General features: G+C 72.4%; 16 protein-coding genes. 2 read left to right on the top strand and 14 right to left on the bottom strand.

Going from position 1 to position 18,918, the window contains the following annotated elements; all coding sequences use genetic code 11:
- Positions 1–81 precede the first annotated feature (81 nt).
- Positions 82–795, bottom strand: coding sequence for an SDR family oxidoreductase (locus tag AB0F17_RS00620; RefSeq protein WP_358013939.1), 714 nt, complete (start codon positions 793–795; stop codon positions 82–84).
- 91 nt (positions 796–886) lie between these two features.
- Here AB0F17_RS00620 and AB0F17_RS00615 point away from each other — a divergent pair, with 91 nt between their 5' ends.
- Positions 887–1,471, top strand: coding sequence for a TetR/AcrR family transcriptional regulator (locus AB0F17_RS00615; RefSeq protein WP_358013937.1), 585 nt, complete (start codon positions 887–889; stop codon positions 1,469–1,471).
- Positions 1,472–1,582: 111 nt separating this feature from the next.
- Here the strand turns inward: AB0F17_RS00615 and AB0F17_RS00610 are convergent, their stop codons facing one another.
- Positions 1,583–2,383, bottom strand: coding sequence for an SDR family oxidoreductase (locus tag AB0F17_RS00610; RefSeq protein ID WP_358013935.1), 801 nt, complete (start codon positions 2,381–2,383; stop codon positions 1,583–1,585).
- A gap of 72 nt (positions 2,384–2,455) precedes the next feature.
- Here AB0F17_RS00610 and AB0F17_RS00605 point away from each other — a divergent pair, with 72 nt between their 5' ends.
- Positions 2,456–3,046, top strand: a complete 591-nt coding sequence (locus tag AB0F17_RS00605; RefSeq protein ID WP_358013933.1) for a helix-turn-helix domain-containing protein — start codon at positions 2,456–2,458, stop codon at positions 3,044–3,046.
- 99 nt (positions 3,047–3,145) lie between these two features.
- On the opposite strand, the gene AB0F17_RS00600 is transcribed toward AB0F17_RS00605, so the two are convergent.
- The 12 genes from AB0F17_RS00600 to AB0F17_RS00545 all read right to left on the bottom strand — a co-directional run bounded on the left by AB0F17_RS00600 (position 3,146) and on the right by AB0F17_RS00545 (position 18,856).
- Positions 3,146–4,120: an ABC transporter ATP-binding protein gene (locus AB0F17_RS00600; protein ID WP_358013931.1), complete on the bottom strand. Its 975-nt coding sequence runs from the start codon at positions 4,118–4,120 to the stop codon at positions 3,146–3,148.
- Positions 4,117–5,094, bottom strand: coding sequence for an ABC transporter ATP-binding protein (locus AB0F17_RS00595; protein WP_358013929.1), 978 nt, complete (start codon positions 5,092–5,094; stop codon positions 4,117–4,119). Before AB0F17_RS00595 ends, AB0F17_RS00600 begins: the two co-directional genes overlap by 4 nt.
- The gene (locus AB0F17_RS00590; RefSeq protein ID WP_358013928.1) at positions 5,091–5,975 is read right to left on the bottom strand and encodes an ABC transporter permease; all 885 of its coding nucleotides are present in this window, start codon (positions 5,973–5,975) and stop codon (positions 5,091–5,093) included. The genes AB0F17_RS00595 and AB0F17_RS00590 overlap by 4 nt, the downstream gene beginning before the upstream one ends.
- Positions 5,972–6,919 (bottom strand): ABC transporter permease, encoded by a 948-nt coding sequence (locus tag AB0F17_RS00585; RefSeq protein WP_358015634.1) that lies wholly within the window; start codon positions 6,917–6,919, stop codon positions 5,972–5,974. The genes AB0F17_RS00590 and AB0F17_RS00585 overlap by 4 nt, the downstream gene beginning before the upstream one ends.
- 2 nt (positions 6,920–6,921) lie before the next feature.
- Positions 6,922–8,460, bottom strand: coding sequence for an ABC transporter substrate-binding protein (locus AB0F17_RS00580; protein WP_358013926.1), 1,539 nt, complete (start codon positions 8,458–8,460; stop codon positions 6,922–6,924).
- Positions 8,461–8,535: 75 nt separating this feature from the next.
- Positions 8,536–9,960 (bottom strand): gamma-aminobutyraldehyde dehydrogenase, encoded by a 1,425-nt coding sequence (locus AB0F17_RS00575; RefSeq protein WP_358013924.1) that lies wholly within the window; start codon positions 9,958–9,960, stop codon positions 8,536–8,538.
- Positions 9,944–11,506, bottom strand: coding sequence for a class I adenylate-forming enzyme family protein (locus AB0F17_RS00570; RefSeq protein WP_358013922.1), 1,563 nt, complete (start codon positions 11,504–11,506; stop codon positions 9,944–9,946). The genes AB0F17_RS00575 and AB0F17_RS00570 overlap by 17 nt, the downstream gene beginning before the upstream one ends.
- Positions 11,503–12,393, bottom strand: coding sequence for an amidohydrolase family protein (locus AB0F17_RS00565; protein ID WP_358013920.1), 891 nt, complete (start codon positions 12,391–12,393; stop codon positions 11,503–11,505). The genes AB0F17_RS00570 and AB0F17_RS00565 overlap by 4 nt, the downstream gene beginning before the upstream one ends.
- Entirely contained in the window at positions 12,384–13,868 is a 1,485-nt protein-coding gene (locus tag AB0F17_RS00560; RefSeq protein ID WP_358013918.1) for an amidase, read from the bottom strand. Before AB0F17_RS00560 ends, AB0F17_RS00565 begins: the two co-directional genes overlap by 10 nt.
- Positions 13,869–13,928: 60 nt before the next feature.
- A complete protein-coding gene (locus AB0F17_RS00555; RefSeq protein ID WP_358013916.1) occupies positions 13,929–16,889 on the bottom strand; it encodes an aminotransferase class III-fold pyridoxal phosphate-dependent enzyme in 2,961 nt (986 codons plus the stop codon).
- 87 nt (positions 16,890–16,976) lie between these two features.
- Positions 16,977–17,732, bottom strand: coding sequence for a TetR/AcrR family transcriptional regulator (locus tag AB0F17_RS00550; protein ID WP_358013914.1), 756 nt, complete (start codon positions 17,730–17,732; stop codon positions 16,977–16,979).
- A gap of 8 nt (positions 17,733–17,740) precedes the next feature.
- Positions 17,741–18,856 carry a phosphotriesterase-related protein gene (locus tag AB0F17_RS00545; RefSeq protein ID WP_358013912.1) on the bottom strand — a complete coding sequence of 372 codons (1,116 nt, stop codon included), beginning with the start codon at positions 18,854–18,856 and terminating at the stop codon, positions 17,741–17,743.
- Between the last annotated feature and the right edge of the window lie 62 nt (positions 18,857–18,918).

Here is an 18,918-nt window from a genome sequence, read left to right as displayed (position 1 = left end):
CAATGGACGGTCCGCACTTGGTCGTCCTGGGTAGGCGCAGTGCGCAGACTCGTCACCAGCGCGCGGCGCGGTCCCCGTCGGCTACTTCGGGGCGGCGAGCTGGGGGTACAGGGCGGTGAGGTCGGCGGAAAGACCGGCCTTGACCTGGCGTGACAGGTCGTCGGCGAGGACTTCGGGGGCGTCGGCCTCGATGCCGTCCAGAGCCTGTTCCGCGACGCTGCGCGGGGAGGTCTTGGCCGCCTCGACGCCGGTGGCCATGTCGGTGTCGACGTAGCCGACGTGCAGCCCGGTGACGTTGATACCGCGCGGCTGCAGCGCCAGGCGCAGCGCATTGGTCTGCGACCACAAGGCGGACTTGGATGCGCTGTAGGCCTCGCCGCCGGGAGCCGTGACCCAGGAGAGCGCCGAATGGATGTTGAGGATGTGACCGCCGCCGTTGCGTTCGAGGATCGGGACGAAGGCGCGGGTGGTGAGCAGCGGCCCGTAGAAGTTGACCTCGAACTCGCGGCGGACGTCGTCGACGGAGGAGTCGAGGAATGACGCGCTCAACAGGACTCCGGCGTTGTTGATCAGGATGGTCGCGTCCGGAGCCTGGTCGGCGGCCGCCGCCACGGAGGCGGGGTCGGTGACCTCCAGGGCCAGCGGGACCGCGTCCGGGTGGGTGACCGTCCGGGGGTCGCGGGCTGTGGCGTAGACCTTCGCGGCGCCGCGCTGGTAGAGGGCCTCCACGAGCGCCTTGCCGATGCCGCGGCTGCCGCCGGTGACGATGGCCACAGAGCCTTTGATGCTGGTCATGAGTCATTTCCCTTTCTTGGAAACCGATCGGTTTCCACTACCGTAAACCGATCGGTTTCCAGAAGGCAAATGGGGGCGTAGCCTTGGGCCCATGACGAATCCGACGACCAAGCCGGCCGCTCCCGCCTCGACGCGCGATCGTCTGCTCGACGCCGCGGCAGAGCTCTTCTATCGGGAGGGTGTGGGCGTGGGCGTGGAGGCGTTGTGCCGCACGGCTGGGGTGTCCAAGCGCTCGATGTACCAGTTGTTCGACAGCAAGGACGAGGTGATGGCGGCGAGCCTCGAACGCAGCGCACTGGCCTATCAGGCTTTCCTGCAGTCCTCCGCCGACGGCCGGTCGCCGCGGGCGCGGATCCTGCACGTGTTCGAGCGCCTGGAGGAGTCCGCCGCGGCACCGGACTTCCGGGGTTGCCCGTTCGTGGCGGCGGCGGTGGAGGTCAAGTCGCCCGAGCACCCGGCGAGCCTGGTCGCCCGCCGGAGCAAGGACGCGCTGACCGCGTTCTTCCAGCAGGAGGCCGAGCGCGGCGGCGCCGAGGACCCCGCTTTGCTGGCACGGCAGCTGACCGTCGTGTTCGACGGGTCCAGCGCGCGGGCGGTCGTGCAGGCGCAGGGGCTCGACGGCCTCGCCGTCGCGACGGCCGGTGCCCTGCTCGACGGCGCCGGCATACATCCGTGATCACCTGACTATCGCCTGCGCCGGCTACGTGATCCCAGATCGTGGCAGCTTCACCGCGTGGCGAGCACGCCGAACCGGCCTGGTCTCGGGCGTCAGCGGTGTCCAGCGGAGCTACGCGTGCGCCGTGCGTCGTTGCAACCACCCCATCGTCCGGACAACCTGGCGCCGCGGCAGGAACCTGCTGGCCAGGGCGAGCGGGCGGCCGTTGGTGATCACCGATGGCGGTGCGGAGCGGCGGTCGAGCGTGTCGAGGGCTACCGTCACGACGTCCTCGGGGGTTGCCCGCTTGGAGCCGTAATCGGCCGACTGGCTGCCGGCCGCGTCGAAGAACTCGGTCTGCATCGCGCCGGGGCATACGGCGAGGACGCGCAGACCGGTGCCACGGGTCTCCTCCCACAGCGATTCGGTGAAGCTGAGGACGAAGGCCTTGGTGGCGCCGTAGACGCTCAGGTAAGGGGTCGGCTGGAAGCCCAGCAGGCTCGCGACGTTGATCAGGACGCCGGTGCCGGCGGAGGTCAGCGGGCCGATGTAGGCGTGGCTGAGGTCGACGAGGGCGCCGACGTTCAGCGCGATCATGCTCTGCAGGCGCTCCGGATCCTCGTCCGTGAAGGCGTTGTGGGTGCCGAAACCCGCGTTGTTGACGAGTCCGGTGGCGTAGATGCCGCGGGATTCGAGCTCGGCGCGGAGCGTGCGGCCGGCGTCGGGCACGGCGAGGTCGCGGGCGATGGTGGTCACCGTGACGCCGTGGGCGCGGGTGAGTTCGTCGGCCAGGCTCCGCAGTCGGTCCGCTCGGCGGGCGACGAGCACGAGATTCGAGCCGCGGCGGGCCAGTTGGCGCGCGAATTCCGCGCCGAGACCGGAGCTTGCTCCGGTGACGATGGTGGTCTGGTGGTGATAGTCGAGTCTGCTCATGCGCGCACTCTATGCACGGTCGTGCACTCAGTGCAAGTTGCTGCATTGAATGAATAGCCGTACCATCAGTGCATGCCTCGGCCACCGACACCTCTTCGTGAGCAGACCCGCTCCGTGGTCCGCTCCCTGCTGGCCCGGACCGCTATGGAGCTGTTCGCCGCCAAGGGATATGACGACACGACGGTCGAGGAGGTCGCCGCCGCGGCGGGGGTCTCCCGGCGAACCCTGTTCAACTACTTCCGCGCCAAGGAGGACCTCGCGCTCAGCGGCCTGTCCGAACAGGGAGAGCTGATCGCCGCACGATTCGCCGAGCGCCCGGCCGACGAGGATCCCTGGGCGTCGCTGCGCGCGGCCTTCCAGGTGCTCGAGGAGATCGATACCACGGCCGAGCGCCGGCTCGAGTTCGTCACACTCCTGTTCGGGAATGAGTCCCTGCGCGCCGGGCACGCCGAGAAGCAGGCTCGCTGGCAAGACCTGCTCGCACCGTTGATCGAGCCGCGATTGCCCGGCTCCGACCGCCGCGCCCTCCAGGCGCGCGCGATCGCGGCTGCGGCGATCACCTGCCTACAGGCGGCGTCGGAGGAGTGGGTGCGCCAGGGCGGGCGGGTCGAGTTGTTCGACCTCTACGACACGGCCGTGCGGGCCATCCGCCGCCCTGCCTGAAGCCAGGTGACCCGCCCCTGGACCATTGGCGACCAGGACGGGCCGCTGGATGCCGGCCAGGCGCCGCAGGCGGGTGTCATCGGGGACGCCTCAAGCCGTTCAAAGCTCGTGAGCCTGTCCGTCGCGCCACGAGAAATGGCACCACACCCGCTGCCCGTCCCGCCGGTCCTCAAGGGGCTCCGACTCGCCACACCGCTCGGCCGCCTGCGGGCAGCGCGGGTGGAAGCGGCAGCCGGGCGGGACCCGCAGGGGGCTGGGAGGTTCGCCCTCCAGCCCCCGCGCCACGGCGCCGGAGCGCCGCCGGTCGCGGGAGGGGACCGCGTCGAGCAGTACGCGGGTGTACGGATGCCCCGGCCGTGCGAAGACCTCCGCGACGGGTCCCTCCTCCACGATGGACCCCAGATACATGACGGCGATGCGATCACACAGCCCCCGTACGGTCGCCAGGTCGTGCGAGATGAACAGCACCGTCAGCCCGAGCCGCTCGCGCAGGTCGCTCAGCAGGTTGAGCACGGCGCCGGCCACCGAGGCGTCGAGCGCGGCCACGGCCTCGTCGGCGACCAGCACCTCCGGCTCGACGGCCAGGGCGCGGGCGATCGCGACGCGCTGGCGCTGGCCTCCGGACAGTTCGCGCGGGAGTGCGTGCGCCTGCCGTTCGCCCAGCCCGACCATCTCCAGCAGTTCCCGCGTCCGGTGCCCGATCCGCTCGGCGGGGACGGTGCGATGTCGGCGCAGCGGCTCCGCGAGCGTCTGCGACACCGTGCGGCGCGGGTCGAGCGAGGAACCCGGGTCCTGGTAGATCATCTGTATCCGGCGGCGCATGCCCGGCGGGCGCCGCGCGGGCACGGGCACGCCGTCGAGCAGCACGCGTCCGGCCGACGGGGGAGCCAGGCCGACGATCGCGCGCGCGAGTGTGGACTTGCCGCAGCCGCTCTCGCCGACCAGGCCCAGGATCTCGCCCCGCCCCAGTTCCAGGTCGATCGCGTCGACCGCGCGGACGCGCCGCTGGCGCAGCAGTCCGGCCCGTACGGGGAAGTCCACGACGAGTCCTTCCACCCGCACCAGCTCGCTCATCTGGCCTCCAAGGTGTTCACGCAGGACGACCGGTGCCTGCTGTCGAGCCCGCCGACGCCGGGGACGGGGCCCGAGCAGGCCGCGACGTGGTGGGCGCAGCGCGCCATGAAGCGGCAGGCGGGGGTGTAGTCGGCCGGGGCGGGCGGGGAGCCCGCGATCGGACGGAAGCGGCCGATGGGACCGTCGATCGTGGGGACGGCGTCGATGAGGGCTCGGGTGTAGGGGTGCCGGGGCCGGTCCAGGACGTCGGGCGCGGGTCCCATCTCGATGATCTGGCCGGCGTACATGACGGCGACCACGTCCGCGATCTGGCGGATCACCGCGATGTCGTGGCTGACGAAGACCATGCCGAGTCCCCGATCGGCGCGTGCGGCGTCCAGCAGCCGCAGGATCTCCGCCTGCAGCGTCACGTCCAGCGCCGTGGTCGGCTCGTCGCACAGCAGTACCCGTGGATCGGTGGCCAGCGCCAGGGCGATGGCGACGCGCTGGCGCATGCCGCCGCTGAGTTCGTGCGGGTAGGCGCCGAAGCGCAGGGCGGGGTCGGGGACGCCGACCGAGGCCAGCAACTCCACGGCCCGTCGCCGGGCGGCGGCCCGTGAGGTGGCGGTGCGGCGGCGGACGATGTCGGCGATGAAGGCTCCCACGCGGGCCGTGGGGTCGAGGGAGGCGTGCGAGTCCTGGAAGACCATCGCCAGCCCGCGCCCGGCCGCCTGACCGGGAGGGACGGCGCAGGGTGCGGCCCCTGCTCGCGGGCTCAGGCGGATCTCGCCGCCGGTGGGCTCGATGCCCGGCGGCAGCAGTCCCATCGCGGCGCGCAGGGTGAGCGACTTGCCGCACCCCGACTCACCGACGATGCCGAGGCACTGCCCGGCGCCGACCGCGAAGGAGACGCCGTCGAGCACGGTCAGCGCCGTGCCGTCCCGGCGGACGGCGACACGCAGTCCGTCCACTTCGAGCAGCGGATGCGCGCTCATCCTCGCACCTCCCCTCGACCGAAGAGCCGGCCGACGGGCGGACCGCCGAGCCGGTCGCCGAGCCGGTCGCCGAGGGCGGCGATGCTCGATCCGAGGATCACGATCGTCAGGCCCGGGAACGCCGCCAGCCACCAGTGGCTGCGCAGGAACAGCTGAGCCTCCGACACCATCGCGCCGAGCTCGGGCGTGCCCGCCTTGACGCCGAGCCCGAAGAACGACAGGACCGCGATGCCCTGCAGCGCCATCCCCATGTCGGTGGCCAGGTAGACCAGCGACTGGCGCAGCGCGTTCGGCAGCACGTGCCTGAACAGCACCGCGGTGTGGGAGAGGCCGAGCAGGTAGCTGGCCGAGACGTAGTCGCGTTCCCGCACCCGGCGCACCTCGGTGCGGATGAGCCGCGCGTACACGACCCAGCCCAGCACGCTGAACGCGACGAGCAGCGACGCGGTGCCCGGACCCAGCACGAACACGAAGGCGATCAGCAGCACGTACACGGGCAGCGCCTGGAAGATGTCGGCCACCCAGCGCAGCGCGGCGTCCAGGACACCGCCGCGGTAGCCGGCCACCGCGCCGATCAGCGTGCCGGCCAGCATCGGCAGCCCCGCGGCGAACACCATCAGCAGCAGGTCGGTACGGAGCGCGAACAGCAGGCGCGACAGCACGTCCCGGCCGAGCGCGTCGGTGCCGAGCAGGTGGGCGGCGCTGGGCGGCTGGAGCTGGTCGAGCGTCAGCAGGGCCGGGTCGGCCGGAGCCAGCAGTGGCGCGAGGACGGCGGCCAGGATCGCCAGCGCCAGCAGCCCGGCGGCCGCCGAACGGGGCCGGCCGGACGCGCGCGGTGTCACGGCCGCGGCGGTGTCCAGGACCGGCGGGGGAGTGGTCATCGCCATGTCGTCCTCGGATCCAGGAGGGCGACCGTCAGGTCGGCGAGCAGGTTGATCCCGATGATGGCCGCTCCGAAGATCAGCGTGAGGGCCTGGACCACCGGGAAGTCGCGCTGGCTGGCCGCGTTGACCATCTCGGCCCCCAGCCCCGGCAGGCCGAACGTCTGCTCGACGATGACCGCGCCGAACAGCAGCGCGGCGGCCTGGACGGCCAGCAGGGTGACGGCCGGCGGCAGCGCGTTGCGCAGCAGGTGGCGCCGGACCAGTGGCCATCCGGACAGGCCCAGCGACCGGGCGGTCGTCACGTGGTCGGCGGCGAGCACCTGGCGCAGGCTCGCGGCGCCGCTGCGGGCCAGCAGCGGCATCGCGGCCAGGCCGATCGTCAGCGAGGGCAGGACCATCGAGCGCAGCCGGTCGCCGGTGTTCTCGCCGAAGCCGCCGACGGGCAGCCAGCCCGTCCGCAGCGCCAGCACCGAGGCCAGCATGAGGCCGACCCAGAAGGGCGGGCAGTTGAGGATGATCGTGAGCGAACGCGCGCACACCCGGGCCGCCGGCGAGCGCGGGCGCAGCGCCATCACCAGCGCGGCGGGCACCGCCAGCAGCGTGCTGACGATGAGGCCGCCGAACAGCAGCCACACCGTCACGGCGGCGCGCTCGCCCACGATGGTGGCGATGGGGATCCCGGTACGGTTCGACCGGCCCAGGTCGCCGCCGGACAGGTTCACCACGTATGTCCAGAACTGCACGAGGATCGACTGGTCGAGCCCGAGATCGTGGCGGACCTGGGCCACCTGTTCCGCGCTCGCCCGCGGTCCGGCGATCACCCGTGCGGGGTCGCCGGGCATCAGCTGCTGGAGCAGGACGACGATGAGCAGCAGCGCGACCAGCACCGGCAGCACCTGGACCAGCCGGCCCGCCACGAAGCGCAACCGTCCGGCGGGCATGTTCACGCCGCCCAGAGCAGGTCGGCCGGATAGGACAGGAAGGGGGTCACCTTGAGGCCCTTCACCTTGGGGGAGACGGCGAAGAGGCGGTCGGGGAAGGCGGTCGGGATGTAGGGCAGGTTGTCGTGGATCCAGGTCTCGGCCACGCGTACCGCCTCGGCTCGTTCCTGGTCGGTCCGGGCGACCTCCAGCCGGGTGAAGGCGTCGGAGATGGTCTTCATCGGCAGGCCGGAGTACAGCCCGCCTGTGGCCACGATGAGGCCGAAGATGTCGCCGACGGTCGGTGAGACGCTGCCGACCTCGCCCAGCGACAGGTCGTAGGTGCCCTTGGCCTGCCGGTCGACGAGTACCTGCACCTCCAGCTTCTGCAGGTCGACCTCGATGCCGGCGGCCCGCAGCAGCGCCGCGGCGGTCTCGCCCGCGCGGGTGGAGAACGGCGTCGTGGCATCCACCACCATCTCCACCTTCGTCCCCGGCCGGTAGGAGGACTTGGCCAGCTCCTGCTTCGCCTTCTCCACATCGCTCTCGTAGACGCACCCGCACCCGACCGAGCCCTGCACCCGCGGCGGCAGCCCGCCCGTGGCCGGTGCGGCCAGACCGCCGAACACCGCCTGGATGTAGCGGGCGCGGTCGATCGCCAGGCTGACCGCGCGCCGGAAGTGCAGGTCGTTGCCCGGTTGCCGGGCGGCGTTGACGAAGATGCCGTGGATGGTCGCCGAGGGGTGGACGATCACCTGCTCGCCGCGCGGGATCTGGGCGGCCAGGTCGAGCGGCACCGCCTCGATGGCGTCGGCCTGGCGGCTCTGGTAACGCAGCATCTGCTGGTTGGGGTCGGCGACGACGTCGTAGGTGAGGCGGTTCAGGTAGGGGCGCGCGGGGTCGTGGTAGCGCGGGTTGCGTTCCAGTACGAGCTGCTGGCCCGGCCGGTAGGAGGCCACGACGAAGGGGCCGGCGCCGATCGGCTTGGTGAAGAAGTCCTTGCGGCTCATCCCGCCGAAGTCCTTCGGCACGATGACCGAGGAGCCGTTGCTGAGCCAGGTGAGCGTGAACGTGCTCGCCTTGTTCATCTTGATGACCAGGGTCCGCGGGTCGGGTGTGGCGGTGCCGGTGATGGCCGCGTACAGCGTGCCGAGGGACAGCCCCTTGCGCCAGAGCTCGACGGAGAACGCGGCGTCCTGCGAGGTCAGGGGCCGGCCGTCGCTGAAGGTCAGCCCGGCACGCAGCGTGAAGGTGATGGTCTTGGCCTTGGCGTCGAGCTTCCAGCTCTGCGCCAGGCCGGGTTCGATCGACGTGCCGTCGGGCGCGTAGCGCACCAGGCCCTCCATCACCTGCGGCAGGGTCTGGAACGTGGCGAGCTGGATGGCCTTGTCGGGGTCCCAGCCGTCGATGTCGGAGGCGCGCAGGATCGTCAGGCTCCCGCCGCGTTTCGGCGTCCCGTCGTCAGGGGAGGCGGCGTTCCCGGGCGGCGCGCCGCTGCCGCAGCCCGTGGCCAGCAGGGCCATCACCAGCAGGACGCATCCCGCGGCCTTCCATCGCATCATGGGCAATCACCATTTCGAACGATCGATAGATCAAGTGGATGTGACGTGGCACTCCCGAGTTCGAGCCGCCGGCGCTCAGCGCAGGCTGGCCATCACGTGTTTGACGTGCGTGTAGTCCTCGAGCGCGTAGGCCGACAGGTCCTTGCCGTGGCCCGACTGCTTGTAGCCGCCGTGCGGCATCTCCGAGGCGAGCGGGACGTGGTCGTTGATCCAGACGCAGCCGAAGCGCAGCGCCTTGGACATGCGCAGGGCCCGCCCGATGTCCCGCGTCCAGACCGAGGCGGCCAGGCCGTACGGCGTGCCGTTGGCCAGCCTGATCGCCTCCTCCTCCTCGCCGAAGCGCTGGACGGTGATGACCGGGCCGAAGATCTCCCGCTGGATCAGCTCGTCGTCCTGCCGCAGCCCGGCGACGACCGTCGGCTCGAAGAAGAAGCCCGGCCGGTCGGCGGCCCGGCCCCCGGTGACGACCTCCGCATGGCCGGGCCGGCGCTCCAGGAAGCCCGCCACCCGCTCGCGCTGGCGCAGGCTGTTGAGCGGGCCGAGCGTCGTGTCCGGCGCGCTCATGTCGCCCATCACCAGCTCCTTGGCCTTGGCGGCCAGGCCGGCGACGAGGTCGTCGTACAGGCGGGGCGCGGCCAGCACCCGGGTGGCCGCCGTGCAGTCCTGTCCCGCGTTGTAGAAGCCGGCGCCGGAGATGATCTCCAGCGCCGCCTCCAGGTCGGCGTCGTCGAACACCACGACCGGCGCCTTGCCGCCGAGCTCCAGATGGGTGCGCTTGAGCGTGCGGGCCGCGTGCTCGGCGACCCACCGGCCGGTCTCGACGGACCCGGTGAGCGAGACGAGCTCGACGCCGGGATGCTCGACCAGCGCCGCGCCCGGCTCGTTGCCGCCGACGACGACGTTGAGCACGCCGGGCGGGAAGATGCCGGCGGCCAGTTCGGCGAGCCTGACCGTCGTCACCGGTGTGGTGGGCGCGGGCTTGAGCACGCTCGTGCAGCCCGCGGCCAGCGCGGGGCCGATCTTCCACACCGCCATCATCATCGGGTAGTTCCACGGCGTGATCTGGCCGACCACGCCCACGGGCTCGCGGCGCAGCATCGAGGTGTAGCCGGCCACGTACTCGCCGGCCGCCTTGCCCTCCAGGCAGCGGGCGGCGCCGGCGAAGAAGCGGAGGTTGTCGGCCATCGTGCCGATCTCATCGCTCTTGACCACGTGCAGGGGCTTTCCGGCGTTCGCCGATTCCAGCTCGGCCAGTTCGGCTGCGTGCTCCTCGATCGCGTCGGCCAGCTTGAGCAGGGCGAGCGCGCGTTCGCCCGGGGTGGTGGCGGCCCAGTCGGGGAAGGCCGCCGCGGCCGCGGCCACCGCCCGGTCGACGTCGTCGGGCCCCGAGCGCGGGGCGCGGGCGATCGTCTCGCCGGTCGCCGGGTCGAGCACGGGCGCCCACTCTCCGTCGAGCGGATCGGCGAACTCGCCGCCGATGAAATTACGCATTTCCATCATGTCGTTCTCCCAGCGTCATGGCGCGGCGGCGCAGCTCCACTTTGTCGATCTTGCCGATGGGCAGCTTCGGCAGCTCCGCCGCCAGCCGGAACACCTTCGGCACCTTGTAGTTGGCCAGCCGCGCGCGGGCGTACTCGCGCAGCTCACCCGCCGTGACCGGCGCGCTCGGCACGACGAAGGCGTGCCCGACCTCGCCCCAGCGCTCGTCGGGCACGCCGACCACGGCGGCCAGCGCGACGGCCGGATGCTCCTCGATCGCGGCTTCGAGCTCGCGGGGGTAGACGTTGTAGCCGCCCGACTTGAACATCTCCTTGAGACGGCCGACGAGGCGGATGTGGCCGCCCGGCTCCTCCATCGCGAGGTCGCCGGTGTGGAGCCAGCCGTCGCCGTCGATCGCCGCCCGGGTGGCCTCCGGCGCCCGCCAGTAGCCCCGGGTGATGAAGTCGCCCCGGATGAGCAGCTCGCCGGCGCCGGAGGCGGTGCCGTCGGGGCGGCGCAGCGTGACCTCGTAGTGCGGATCCACCCGGCCCACGCTCCAGGCCAGCACCTCCAGCGGGTCGCCCGGGTCGGTGTAGGTCACCGAGCCGGTCGACTCGGTGAGGCTGTAGCTGGTGGCCAGCCGCGCGCCTATCTTGGACAGCGTCTCCAGCAGGCTCTGGGGCGCGGCGGCCCCGCCCCACAGGATGTACTCCAGCGAGCCGAGGTCGCACTGGGACCACTCGGCCGTTCTCACCATGGCCAGCAACTGCGTCGGGATGCAGTACAGGTGTGTCAGGCGTTCGCGCTCCACCATGCGCAGCGCGCCGGCCGGGTCGAAGCGGCGCATGTACACGACCGTGCCGCCGGCGGTGAGGATCGAGGTGCTGATGTCGCCGAGCCCGCCGATGTGGTTGAGCGGCAGGTCGCACAGTTTGCGGGGCGCCTGGCCGTACCAGCGTCCCGCCTGCACCGCGCCGCAGTGGGCCAGCCCCCAGTGCGGGACGAGCGCGCCCTTGGGCCTGCCGGTGCTGCCGGAGGTGTAGATCATCGCCGCCGCGTCCAGGGGCTGGACCTGCTCGCGGGCGCCGGCCAGCAGGTCGCCGGGCACGTCCGCGCCGGCGTCGAGGAACTCCTCGTAGGAGACCGACAGCCCGTCCACCGCACGCTCACGGGTCACCACGCGGACCGGCCCCAGCGACCGCAGCGCGCTCAGCGTGGCGTCCTCGGCGTCGAGCATGCCGAACAGCAGGGTCGGCTCGCTGTCGGTGACCACGTGGGACAGCTCGGCGATCGTGTACTTGGGGTTCAGCCCCACCCAGACGCCGCCGATGCTCGCCGTCGCCAGGAAGATCACGAAGCATTCCGGCTGCGGATGGCCGAGCAGCGCCACCCGGTCGCCGTGCCGCACGCCGGCGGCCAGCAGCGCGGCCGCGCAGCGGTCGACGTCCTCGCGCAGCCGCTGGTACGTCCAGCGGCCGTGCTCGCCGACCAGCGCCTCGCGCGCCGGGCGGTGGGTGGCCCAATGGCCGACGTAGTCGGTGATGCGGGCCAACCGGGGAACGGTCATACCGGCACCGCCTCCTGGCGGGCCGACAGCAGCCGTCTGGCGTTGTCGTGCAGCAGCGCGTCCAGCGTCTCGGCCCGCAGCCCCAGGCCGTGCCACTCCTCCAGAGCCCGTAGATGTGGGAACACGGGCCAGTCCGTGGCGAACAGCACCTGGCCGCGCAGGACCCGGTCCATGAAGCGCAGCATCATCTCCCAGCCCGATCCCGGCACACCGAGATACTTGGGGGCCAGGCCGCCGAAGTCGATGAGCACGTTGGGGTGCCGCCGCGCCACGGCCACGATCTCCGGCACCCACGGCCAGGCGCCATGGCAGGCGATGAGCGTCGCCTCGGGGAAGTCGCAGGCGACCTGGTCCAGGCGGACGGGCCGTTCGGACTCGATCGGGTGCCGGCGCGAGTAGTTGACGCCCGTGTGGACGCCGATCGCCAGCCCCAGCTCGGTGGCCTTGGCGTACACCGGGTACAGCTGCCGGTCGTCGATCGCGTGGCCGAAGAACGACGGCTGCACGTTGATCCCCGCCAGCCCCAGCGCGGCCACCCGCTCGACCTGGCGGACGGCGCGCATGATCGACAGGGGCTCCAGCGTGACCGTCCCGAAGCCGGAGAACCGGTCGGGCCGCAGCCGCACCTGCTCGGCGACCTCCTCATTCAGCGCGTCGGCGTAGTCGCCGTGCTCGAACTCCGCGTGCAGCACGGCGTGCCCGACCCCGGCCTCGTCCATCTCGGCCAGCAACTCGCCCATGCCCTTGTGCCAGCCGTCGCCGATGTCGAGAACCGCTTCGTACTGGGTGTAGACGTCGCCGCCGGCCGCGAGCGGGGGACGTGCGGCGCTGGGCACCCGTACGCGGAAGTCGATGATCGTCGAGGAGAGCGGGGCGGTCAGATCCATGAAGTGTTCCTCCCGGAGGATTCGATGGTCGTGGGCACGCTGGGCCTGCGGTGACGCCACGGATGGGCCCGTTCGAGCTGGCCGGCCAGGGACAGGACCGTGCCGTCGCGCCACCGGCCGCCGATGAGCTGGACGCCCAGCGGCAGGCCGCCGGGCTGCTCCACGAGCGGGATGGAGATCGCGGGCAGGCCCAGCATGTTCGCCAGGGCCGTGAGCGAGGCGGTCTCCTCCGCGCGCCGCAGCGGCAGCCACGGGTCCGCCTCCTGCCCCTGCCACAGCGCCCCCTCACTCGGCGCCAGGACCGGGTTGGTCGGGGTGAGCAGCACGTCGACGGCCTCCCACGCCTGGTACATCTCGGCCGAGCGCCACTGCAACTCCAGCATGGTCCGCACGTACGTCAGCGAGTCGGTCTGGCGGGCGGCCTGGCGAAGGGTCCGGTTGAGCGGTTCGGCCGCCGACTCGTCCACGACGTCGCAGTCGGCCGAACCGGTGGCGTACAGGATCTCGAAACGGGGCTTGAACCAGTCGGGGTCGAGGCCCGGGATCGACTGCTCGACCACCTCGTGCCCGAGGTCGGCGAGCAGGTCGGCGGCCCGGCGGGCCAGGGCGACGGCCGCGGGGTGCACCTCGGCGGGGAAGGCGGGCTGCAGGTTGAGCCCGATACGCAGCCGCCGCGGATCACGCTCGGCCTGCCACCGGTACGGTTCGTCGGCCGGGGGAGCGCTGTACCAGGTGGACTGCGGGGCCGCCGCCAGGACGTCCAGGATCGCCGCGGTGTCCAGCACGGTACGGGTGAGCACGCCCTCGGTCGCGAAGCCCTCCATGTAGTGCGCGTCGGACGGGACGCGTCCGCGGCTCGGCTTCAACCCGACCAGCCCGCAGAAGCTGGCGGGCTCACGGATGGAGCCCGCCCCGTCGGATCCGTGCGCGACGGGCAGCAGACCGGCCGCCACGGCCGCGGCGGCGCCGCCGCTGGAACCGCCCGGGCTGCGGTTCAGATCCCAGGGGCTGCGGGTGACGCCGTGACGCAGCGACTCGGTGACCGACACGGTGCCGAACTCCGGCGACGTCGTCGCGCCCACGAACACGAAGCCGGCCTCCCGCAACGCCTTGACCGCCGGCGCGTCGGCGTCCATCACGCGGTGCTCGACGGCGTTGGAGGCGCTGCACAGCGGCCGGCCGCGGACCGGGTGCAGATCCTTGATCGCGATGGGCACGCCGAGGAACGGCGGCAGCGGCCCGCCCGCCGCCACCCGCGCATCGGCCGCGTCGGCCGCCTGGCGGGCCTGGTCATGGTCGACGTGGCAGAACGCGTTCAGCGCGGGATCGAGCGCGTCGATGCGCGCCAGATAGCCTTCCAGGACCTCGCGCGCGCCGGCCTCGCCGGAGGCGATCCGCCCGGCCAGTTCGGTGGCGCTCGGCCACCCCTCCGGCCCGGTGCCGACCGGCTCCGGAAGGCTGCTGATATCGGTCATCGTCTCTCCTAAGCAGTCGAACGATCGCTCAAATAAACGCCCACGTCAAGGCATGACGTGTTAAAGGGATGCCTCGACCTCGCCCAGCGCCTCGCCGAGGACATCGAGGAACAGCTCGCAGTCCGCCCCGGTCAGCACCAGAGGCGGCTTGATCTTCAGAACGTTGTCATCCGGCCCGTCCGTCGACACCAGCACCCCGCGCGCCTTCACCGCCTCCTTGACCGCGCCCGCCTGCGCGGTGGCCGGCCGCCGCCCCTCCAGGCTCAGTTCCACACCGAGGAAGAGCCCCTCGCCCCGGACGTCCCCGATCAGCGGATGGCGGCTCCGTAGCCGTCGCAGCCCGCGCAGCAGCTGCTCGCCGCGCCGGCGCGCGTGGGCCTGCAGACCCTCATCGCGTACGACGTCGAGCACGGCCAGCCCGATCTCGGCCGAGACCGGATTGCCGCCGAAGGTGTTGAAGTACTCCATCCCCGTCTCGAACGAGCGCGCGATCTCCGGCGTCGTCACCACGGCGGCCAGCGGATGCCCGTTGCCCAGCGGCTTGCCCAGCGTCACGATGTCGGGCACGACCCCCTGCGCCTCGAACCCCCACAAGCTCCGCCCCACCCGCCCCAGCCCCACCTGCACCTCGTCGGCCACGCACACCCCGCCCGCCCGCCGTACGTGCTCGAACGCCGCACGCAGGTAGCCGTCGGGGTAGACGATCTGACCGCCGCAGCTCTGCAGCGACTCGGCGAAGAACGCGGCGGGCCGCCGCCCGGCCGCCGCGAGCCCGGCCAGCCGCTCGGCCACCGAGCCGGCGTAGCGCCGGCCCAGATCGTCGTCCCGGCCCGCCCGCAGCCGGCCACGGTAGGGGTCGGGCAGCTCGCAGACATGGGTGGTGTCCGGCCGGCCGCGCCCGCCGCGCCGGTTGAACTTGTACGGGCTCAAGGCGATCTGCGAGGACAGGTGGCCGTGGTAGGCGTGGTCGAGGACCAGCACGTCCGCCGCGCCGGTATGGGCCGCCGCCAGCCGCAGCGCGAGGTCGTTGGCCTCGGAGCCGGAGTTGACGAAGAAACAGACCCGCAACGGGTCCGGCAGCAGCTCGACCAGGCGGCGGGCGTACTCCACGACGGACTCGTGCAGATACCGGGTGTTGGTGTTGAGCCGGGCCGCCTGCCGATGGCCCGCGGCCACCACCCGCGGGTGGCAGTGGCCCACATGGCAGACGTTGTTCACCAGGTCCAGCCACGGCCGGCCGGCGGCGTCGAAGAGGTAGGCGCCCTCACCCCGGACCAGGTGCAGCGGCTCACGATAGGACAGGCTCATCGCCCGGCTGAGGTTCGTACGACGGCGCGCGGCGATGCCGCCCGCCTCCCGCCGTGCCCGCGCCGCGCCCCCTTGTCCGTGGACCAGGCCGGGGTCGGTGCTGATGCTTCTCCACAGGTCCGCCTCGTCGGCGGGCGCGGTGTCCGGGAAGTCGGCTCCCATGCCGAGCAGGTGGGTCAGCAACTGCAGGCGCGGGCGCGGCGGCCCCGCCTGCGTGGCGCCGGCCGTCCCCAGCGGCTCGCCGGGGGCCAGCTTGCCGCCCGGGGCGAGGTGGGCGATCGAGCTCGCGTCCAGGTGCCGGTAGAGGGTCCAGAACGGCACGCCGTCGTCGGTGCGGTGCTCCAGCACGACGGAGACGGACGGGTAGGTCTTCACGGTGTGCACGACCGACGGGAGAGGGCACCGCACTGTGACGCCCTCGCCGGTGACCAGGTCGCACCCCAGGTGGATCTCCGGCCGCCCTCCGGATGGCGGAGCGGTCTCCTCGCCGTAGCGGACCGGCGGGGCGTCCAGTACGGGCACCGCCGGGGCGGCGCCGGACAGCAGCGGTACGGGCCGGGCGGCGCCGGACTCGAAGTGCTGGCGCACGGCCCGGGTCAGCGGGTTGGGCGCGAAGCCGACCGCGTCGCGCAGCCGGAAGTGGGCGAGGTCCGGGCTCGTCCCGGCCAGCCGCCGCAGCACCCGCCTCACACCACCCTGGCTGACCAGCAGGTAGTCGTTGGCGGGGTCGTTGGCGTGCTGGTAGGCCGACAGGCACACGCTCATCGCCAGCCGGGTACGCATGAGGTCGTACAGGACCTCGAGCTCGGCCGGTAGCAGCGGCGACACCTCGTCGTACCCGCTCACCAGGGGCAGCACCGCCCGCAGCGGATCGGCGTGCCCCTGCATCGCGTACGCCCCGGCCACCGCCAGACCGCAGACGCGCGGGTTCCACGCCACGTCGCCGAAGTCGATCAGAGCGGCCACCTCGCCGCCGTCGTCCACCAGGATGTTGAGCTCGTTGGCGTCGTTGTGGATCACCTGGTGGGGCAGCGCCGCGACACGCGGGGCGACCTGGTCGCGGTAGCGGTCGAAGACCTCGGTCACCAGCGGCCGCAGCTCGCCGTCGAGCAGCGGCACGAGGTCGGCGAGCGCGGGGGCGCCGGTCAGGTTCCACACGAGTTCGCGCCGCATGCCGGGGTGGGTGAAGTCGCGCAGCGCGTGGTCGACGGCCGCCACGTGACGGCCCAGCCCGCGCAGGCGCCGCGCCGTCGGCTCGACCTCCGCCCAGGGCCGGCCGTCCATCCAGGTGAGCACCCTGGCCGTGCGCGGGCCGTCGGCCCACGCGGCGGCGGCGGAGCGGCGTCCGTCCAGGGCCAGCACCACGCGCGGGGCCGGGAGCCGGTCGCCGCCCGGCATGTGCCGCGCGTCGGGCGAGACGGCCGGCCCGGCCCCGCGCGTGGTGCCGGGCGAGGGCGAGACGGTCTGCCCGGCCAGGTGCAGCAGCACGGCGTCCTGCAGGTCGAGCTCGGCGGGGTCGGTGCCCGGGGCGTGGAGCTTGAGGACGTAGCGGTCGCCGTCCGCCGTGCTCAACCGGAAGTTGCGGTCCTTCTCCCCCGGCAGCGGCTCCAGCCGGCCCGCCAAGCCGAACAGGTCCCGCGCGAGCGTGGCCGCGTGCTCCAGCTCGTCCGCCGACGCGGCCCGCCGCTCGTCATCATGGCCCGTACGCCTCACGTCGGTCTCCCCTCAAGGCCCGTTATGTTGTCGAACGATCGCTCAAATTCGTGGCGATGTCAAGACCGCTTCCGGCCCGCCGGGAAGTCACACTCCGGTCGGCTTGCGGCGTGGCTCGATCGACAGCTCGACCCGCTGCAGCAGCAGCTCGGAGTCGGGGATGCGCAGGTCACCCACCTGGAGGGGCCGCCCGTCGCGGCTGGCGCCCATCAGCGAGAGCCCCATGTCGGCGAACCGCTCGCACAGCCGCGCGATGTCCAGCTCGCCGTTGGGGCGGTACCAGTGCGCGATCCCGGTCGTCATCTGCAACAAGGCCAGCCGCGCGACGTTGCCGCGATCGGTGAAGACGCCGTCACGCACCCCGGCCTCCAGCGTGTCCGCCCACACCTTCTCGTAGGCGTCGCGCAGCCGCAGGATGTCGCGCCGGGCCTGCCCGGTCAGCGCCTGGAACTCGTGGTCGGCGACCTTGGCGGCGCGCGGGTTGCGCGCGTGGAAGGCGGCGTGCACGGCGATGAGCGCGGCCAGCCGCTCGGCGGGGTCGTCGATGTCGCGGACCGTCTCCTCGCTGCTGGCCACGAGCACCTCCATGGCGCGGCGGGTGACCGCCTCCAGCAGCTCGTCCTTGGAGGAGGCGTAGTAGTACATCGCCGAGACGGCGACCTCCGCGGCCTCGGAGATGTCCCGGATGCCGGTGCCGTGGAACCCGCGCTCGGAGAACAGCCAGCAGGCGGTGCGGAGCAGCCGCAGCTCCGTGCGGGCCGACTGCGCTCGCCGCGAGGACGTCGCCTTCATCCGGCCGCCCTTGGTGTGCCGGCTGCCGCCTGTCTGGTTGGTGGTGGCCATGGCGCCGACTATCCCATAGCCAGGACGGTCGCGGGGTTGGTGACCGTCACCGTGATGATCTCGCTCTGGCTCATCCCCATGCGGCGCATCAGGGGGATGGCGCTGTCGAGGATGTGGGTGTATCCGGGGCCGCCGTAGCGGCGCAGGTAGACCTTCTGGCAGATGTCCTGCGCTATCAGCAGGCGCTCGCCGAAGCCGGCCTCGATCACCCGCTGGAGCCATTCGACGCGGGTACGGTCGTTGGGGCGGCGCGCGTCGGGGTTGAAGGCGTAGTAGCTGGACTCCTGGCCGAACAGGTCGAGCTCCAGGTAGCAGCCCGTGCCCGCGAGCTCCAGCAGGTCCTCGGCCGTCCACAGCGTACGGTCGAGATGAGACATGATCACGCGGGCCGGGTCGCCGCCGGAGTCGAGAACCGTGCGCATGGCCCGCAGCGGCGCCTCGCGATGGCGGCCGGGATGGATCTGCAGCGGCGCCCCGGTCGAGACCTGCGCGCGGCACGCGGCGCGCAGCACCTTCTCCTCGCTGGGGTGCACCGGCCAGCTCAGGCCGATCTCGCCGATGAGCCCGGCGCGTACGCCGGTGTCGCCCACGCCGTCGCGCACGTCGGCGACGATCTCCGCGCTGATGGCCTCCACGGACGCTTCGGCCAGCCCGGCCGGATGGTAGTCGCGGCAGTAGTAGCCGCTGCCCATCACGATGTGCACCCCGCTGACGCGCGAGACGCGCGCCAGCCCGAGCGGGTCACGGCCCAGCCCCACCGGCGTGGAGTCCACCACCGCGCCGCCACCGGCCGCGCGGTAGAGGGCCAGCTCCTCGGCCGCGTCCTGCTCCGACAGCAGCCGCAGGTTGTCGAGGTTGACGACCGTGCGCCGGATCCAGTCGTAGTTGTCCAGCCGTACGGGCTCGGCGACCCGGGCGCGTACGGACGCGGGCAGCTCCCGGCCGACCGGCCCCCGTGGCGCGTCGTCGTCACCGGCCACCGGCTGCAGACCCCAGGGCTGGATGATCGCCGACATGTCGCACAGCACGTGTTCGTGCGGCTGCGTGTGGCCGAGTGCCGCGGGTTCGACATCACCCAGCACGGTACGCACACGACGAGCCGATCCTGCCGCAAGCTCCACCATGCCAGTTAATCTATCGATCGTTTGTACAAACACGCAATCCGGCGGGCCGCCTGAGGGCGCCG

The organism is Nonomuraea sp. NPDC026600 (assembly GCF_040638335.1).
Taxonomy (GTDB): domain Bacteria; phylum Actinomycetota; class Actinomycetes; order Streptosporangiales; family Streptosporangiaceae; genus Nonomuraea.
This window is presented reverse-complemented; position numbering and strand designations above follow the sequence as displayed.

Excerpts from the sequence above, each read along its gene's own strand:
- AB0F17_RS00620 (WP_358013939.1), bottom strand. The coding sequence starts at position 795 with ATGACCAGCATCAAAGGCTCTGTGGCCATCGTCACCGGCGGCAGCCGC.
- AB0F17_RS00615 (WP_358013937.1), top strand. The coding sequence starts at position 887 with ATGACGAATCCGACGACCAAGCCGGCCGCTCCCGCCTCGACGCGCGAT.
- AB0F17_RS00610 (WP_358013935.1), bottom strand. The coding sequence starts at position 2,383 with ATGAGCAGACTCGACTATCACCACCAGACCACCATCGTCACCGGAGCA.
- AB0F17_RS00605 (WP_358013933.1), top strand. The coding sequence starts at position 2,456 with ATGCCTCGGCCACCGACACCTCTTCGTGAGCAGACCCGCTCCGTGGTC.
- AB0F17_RS00600 (WP_358013931.1), bottom strand. The coding sequence starts at position 4,120 with ATGAGCGAGCTGGTGCGGGTGGAAGGACTCGTCGTGGACTTCCCCGTA.
- AB0F17_RS00595 (WP_358013929.1), bottom strand. The coding sequence starts at position 5,094 with ATGAGCGCGCATCCGCTGCTCGAAGTGGACGGACTGCGTGTCGCCGTC.
- AB0F17_RS00590 (WP_358013928.1), bottom strand. The coding sequence starts at position 5,975 with ATGACCACTCCCCCGCCGGTCCTGGACACCGCCGCGGCCGTGACACCG.
- AB0F17_RS00585 (WP_358015634.1), bottom strand. The coding sequence starts at position 6,919 with ATGCCCGCCGGACGGTTGCGCTTCGTGGCGGGCCGGCTGGTCCAGGTG.
- AB0F17_RS00580 (WP_358013926.1), bottom strand. The coding sequence starts at position 8,460 with ATGATGCGATGGAAGGCCGCGGGATGCGTCCTGCTGGTGATGGCCCTG.
- AB0F17_RS00575 (WP_358013924.1), bottom strand. The coding sequence starts at position 9,960 with ATGATGGAAATGCGTAATTTCATCGGCGGCGAGTTCGCCGATCCGCTC.
- AB0F17_RS00570 (WP_358013922.1), bottom strand. The coding sequence starts at position 11,506 with ATGACCGTTCCCCGGTTGGCCCGCATCACCGACTACGTCGGCCATTGG.
- AB0F17_RS00565 (WP_358013920.1), bottom strand. The coding sequence starts at position 12,393 with ATGGATCTGACCGCCCCGCTCTCCTCGACGATCATCGACTTCCGCGTA.
- AB0F17_RS00560 (WP_358013918.1), bottom strand. The coding sequence starts at position 13,868 with ATGACCGATATCAGCAGCCTTCCGGAGCCGGTCGGCACCGGGCCGGAG.
- AB0F17_RS00550 (WP_358013914.1), bottom strand. The coding sequence starts at position 17,732 with ATGGCCACCACCAACCAGACAGGCGGCAGCCGGCACACCAAGGGCGGC.
- AB0F17_RS00545 (WP_358013912.1), bottom strand. The coding sequence starts at position 18,856 with ATGGTGGAGCTTGCGGCAGGATCGGCTCGTCGTGTGCGTACCGTGCTG.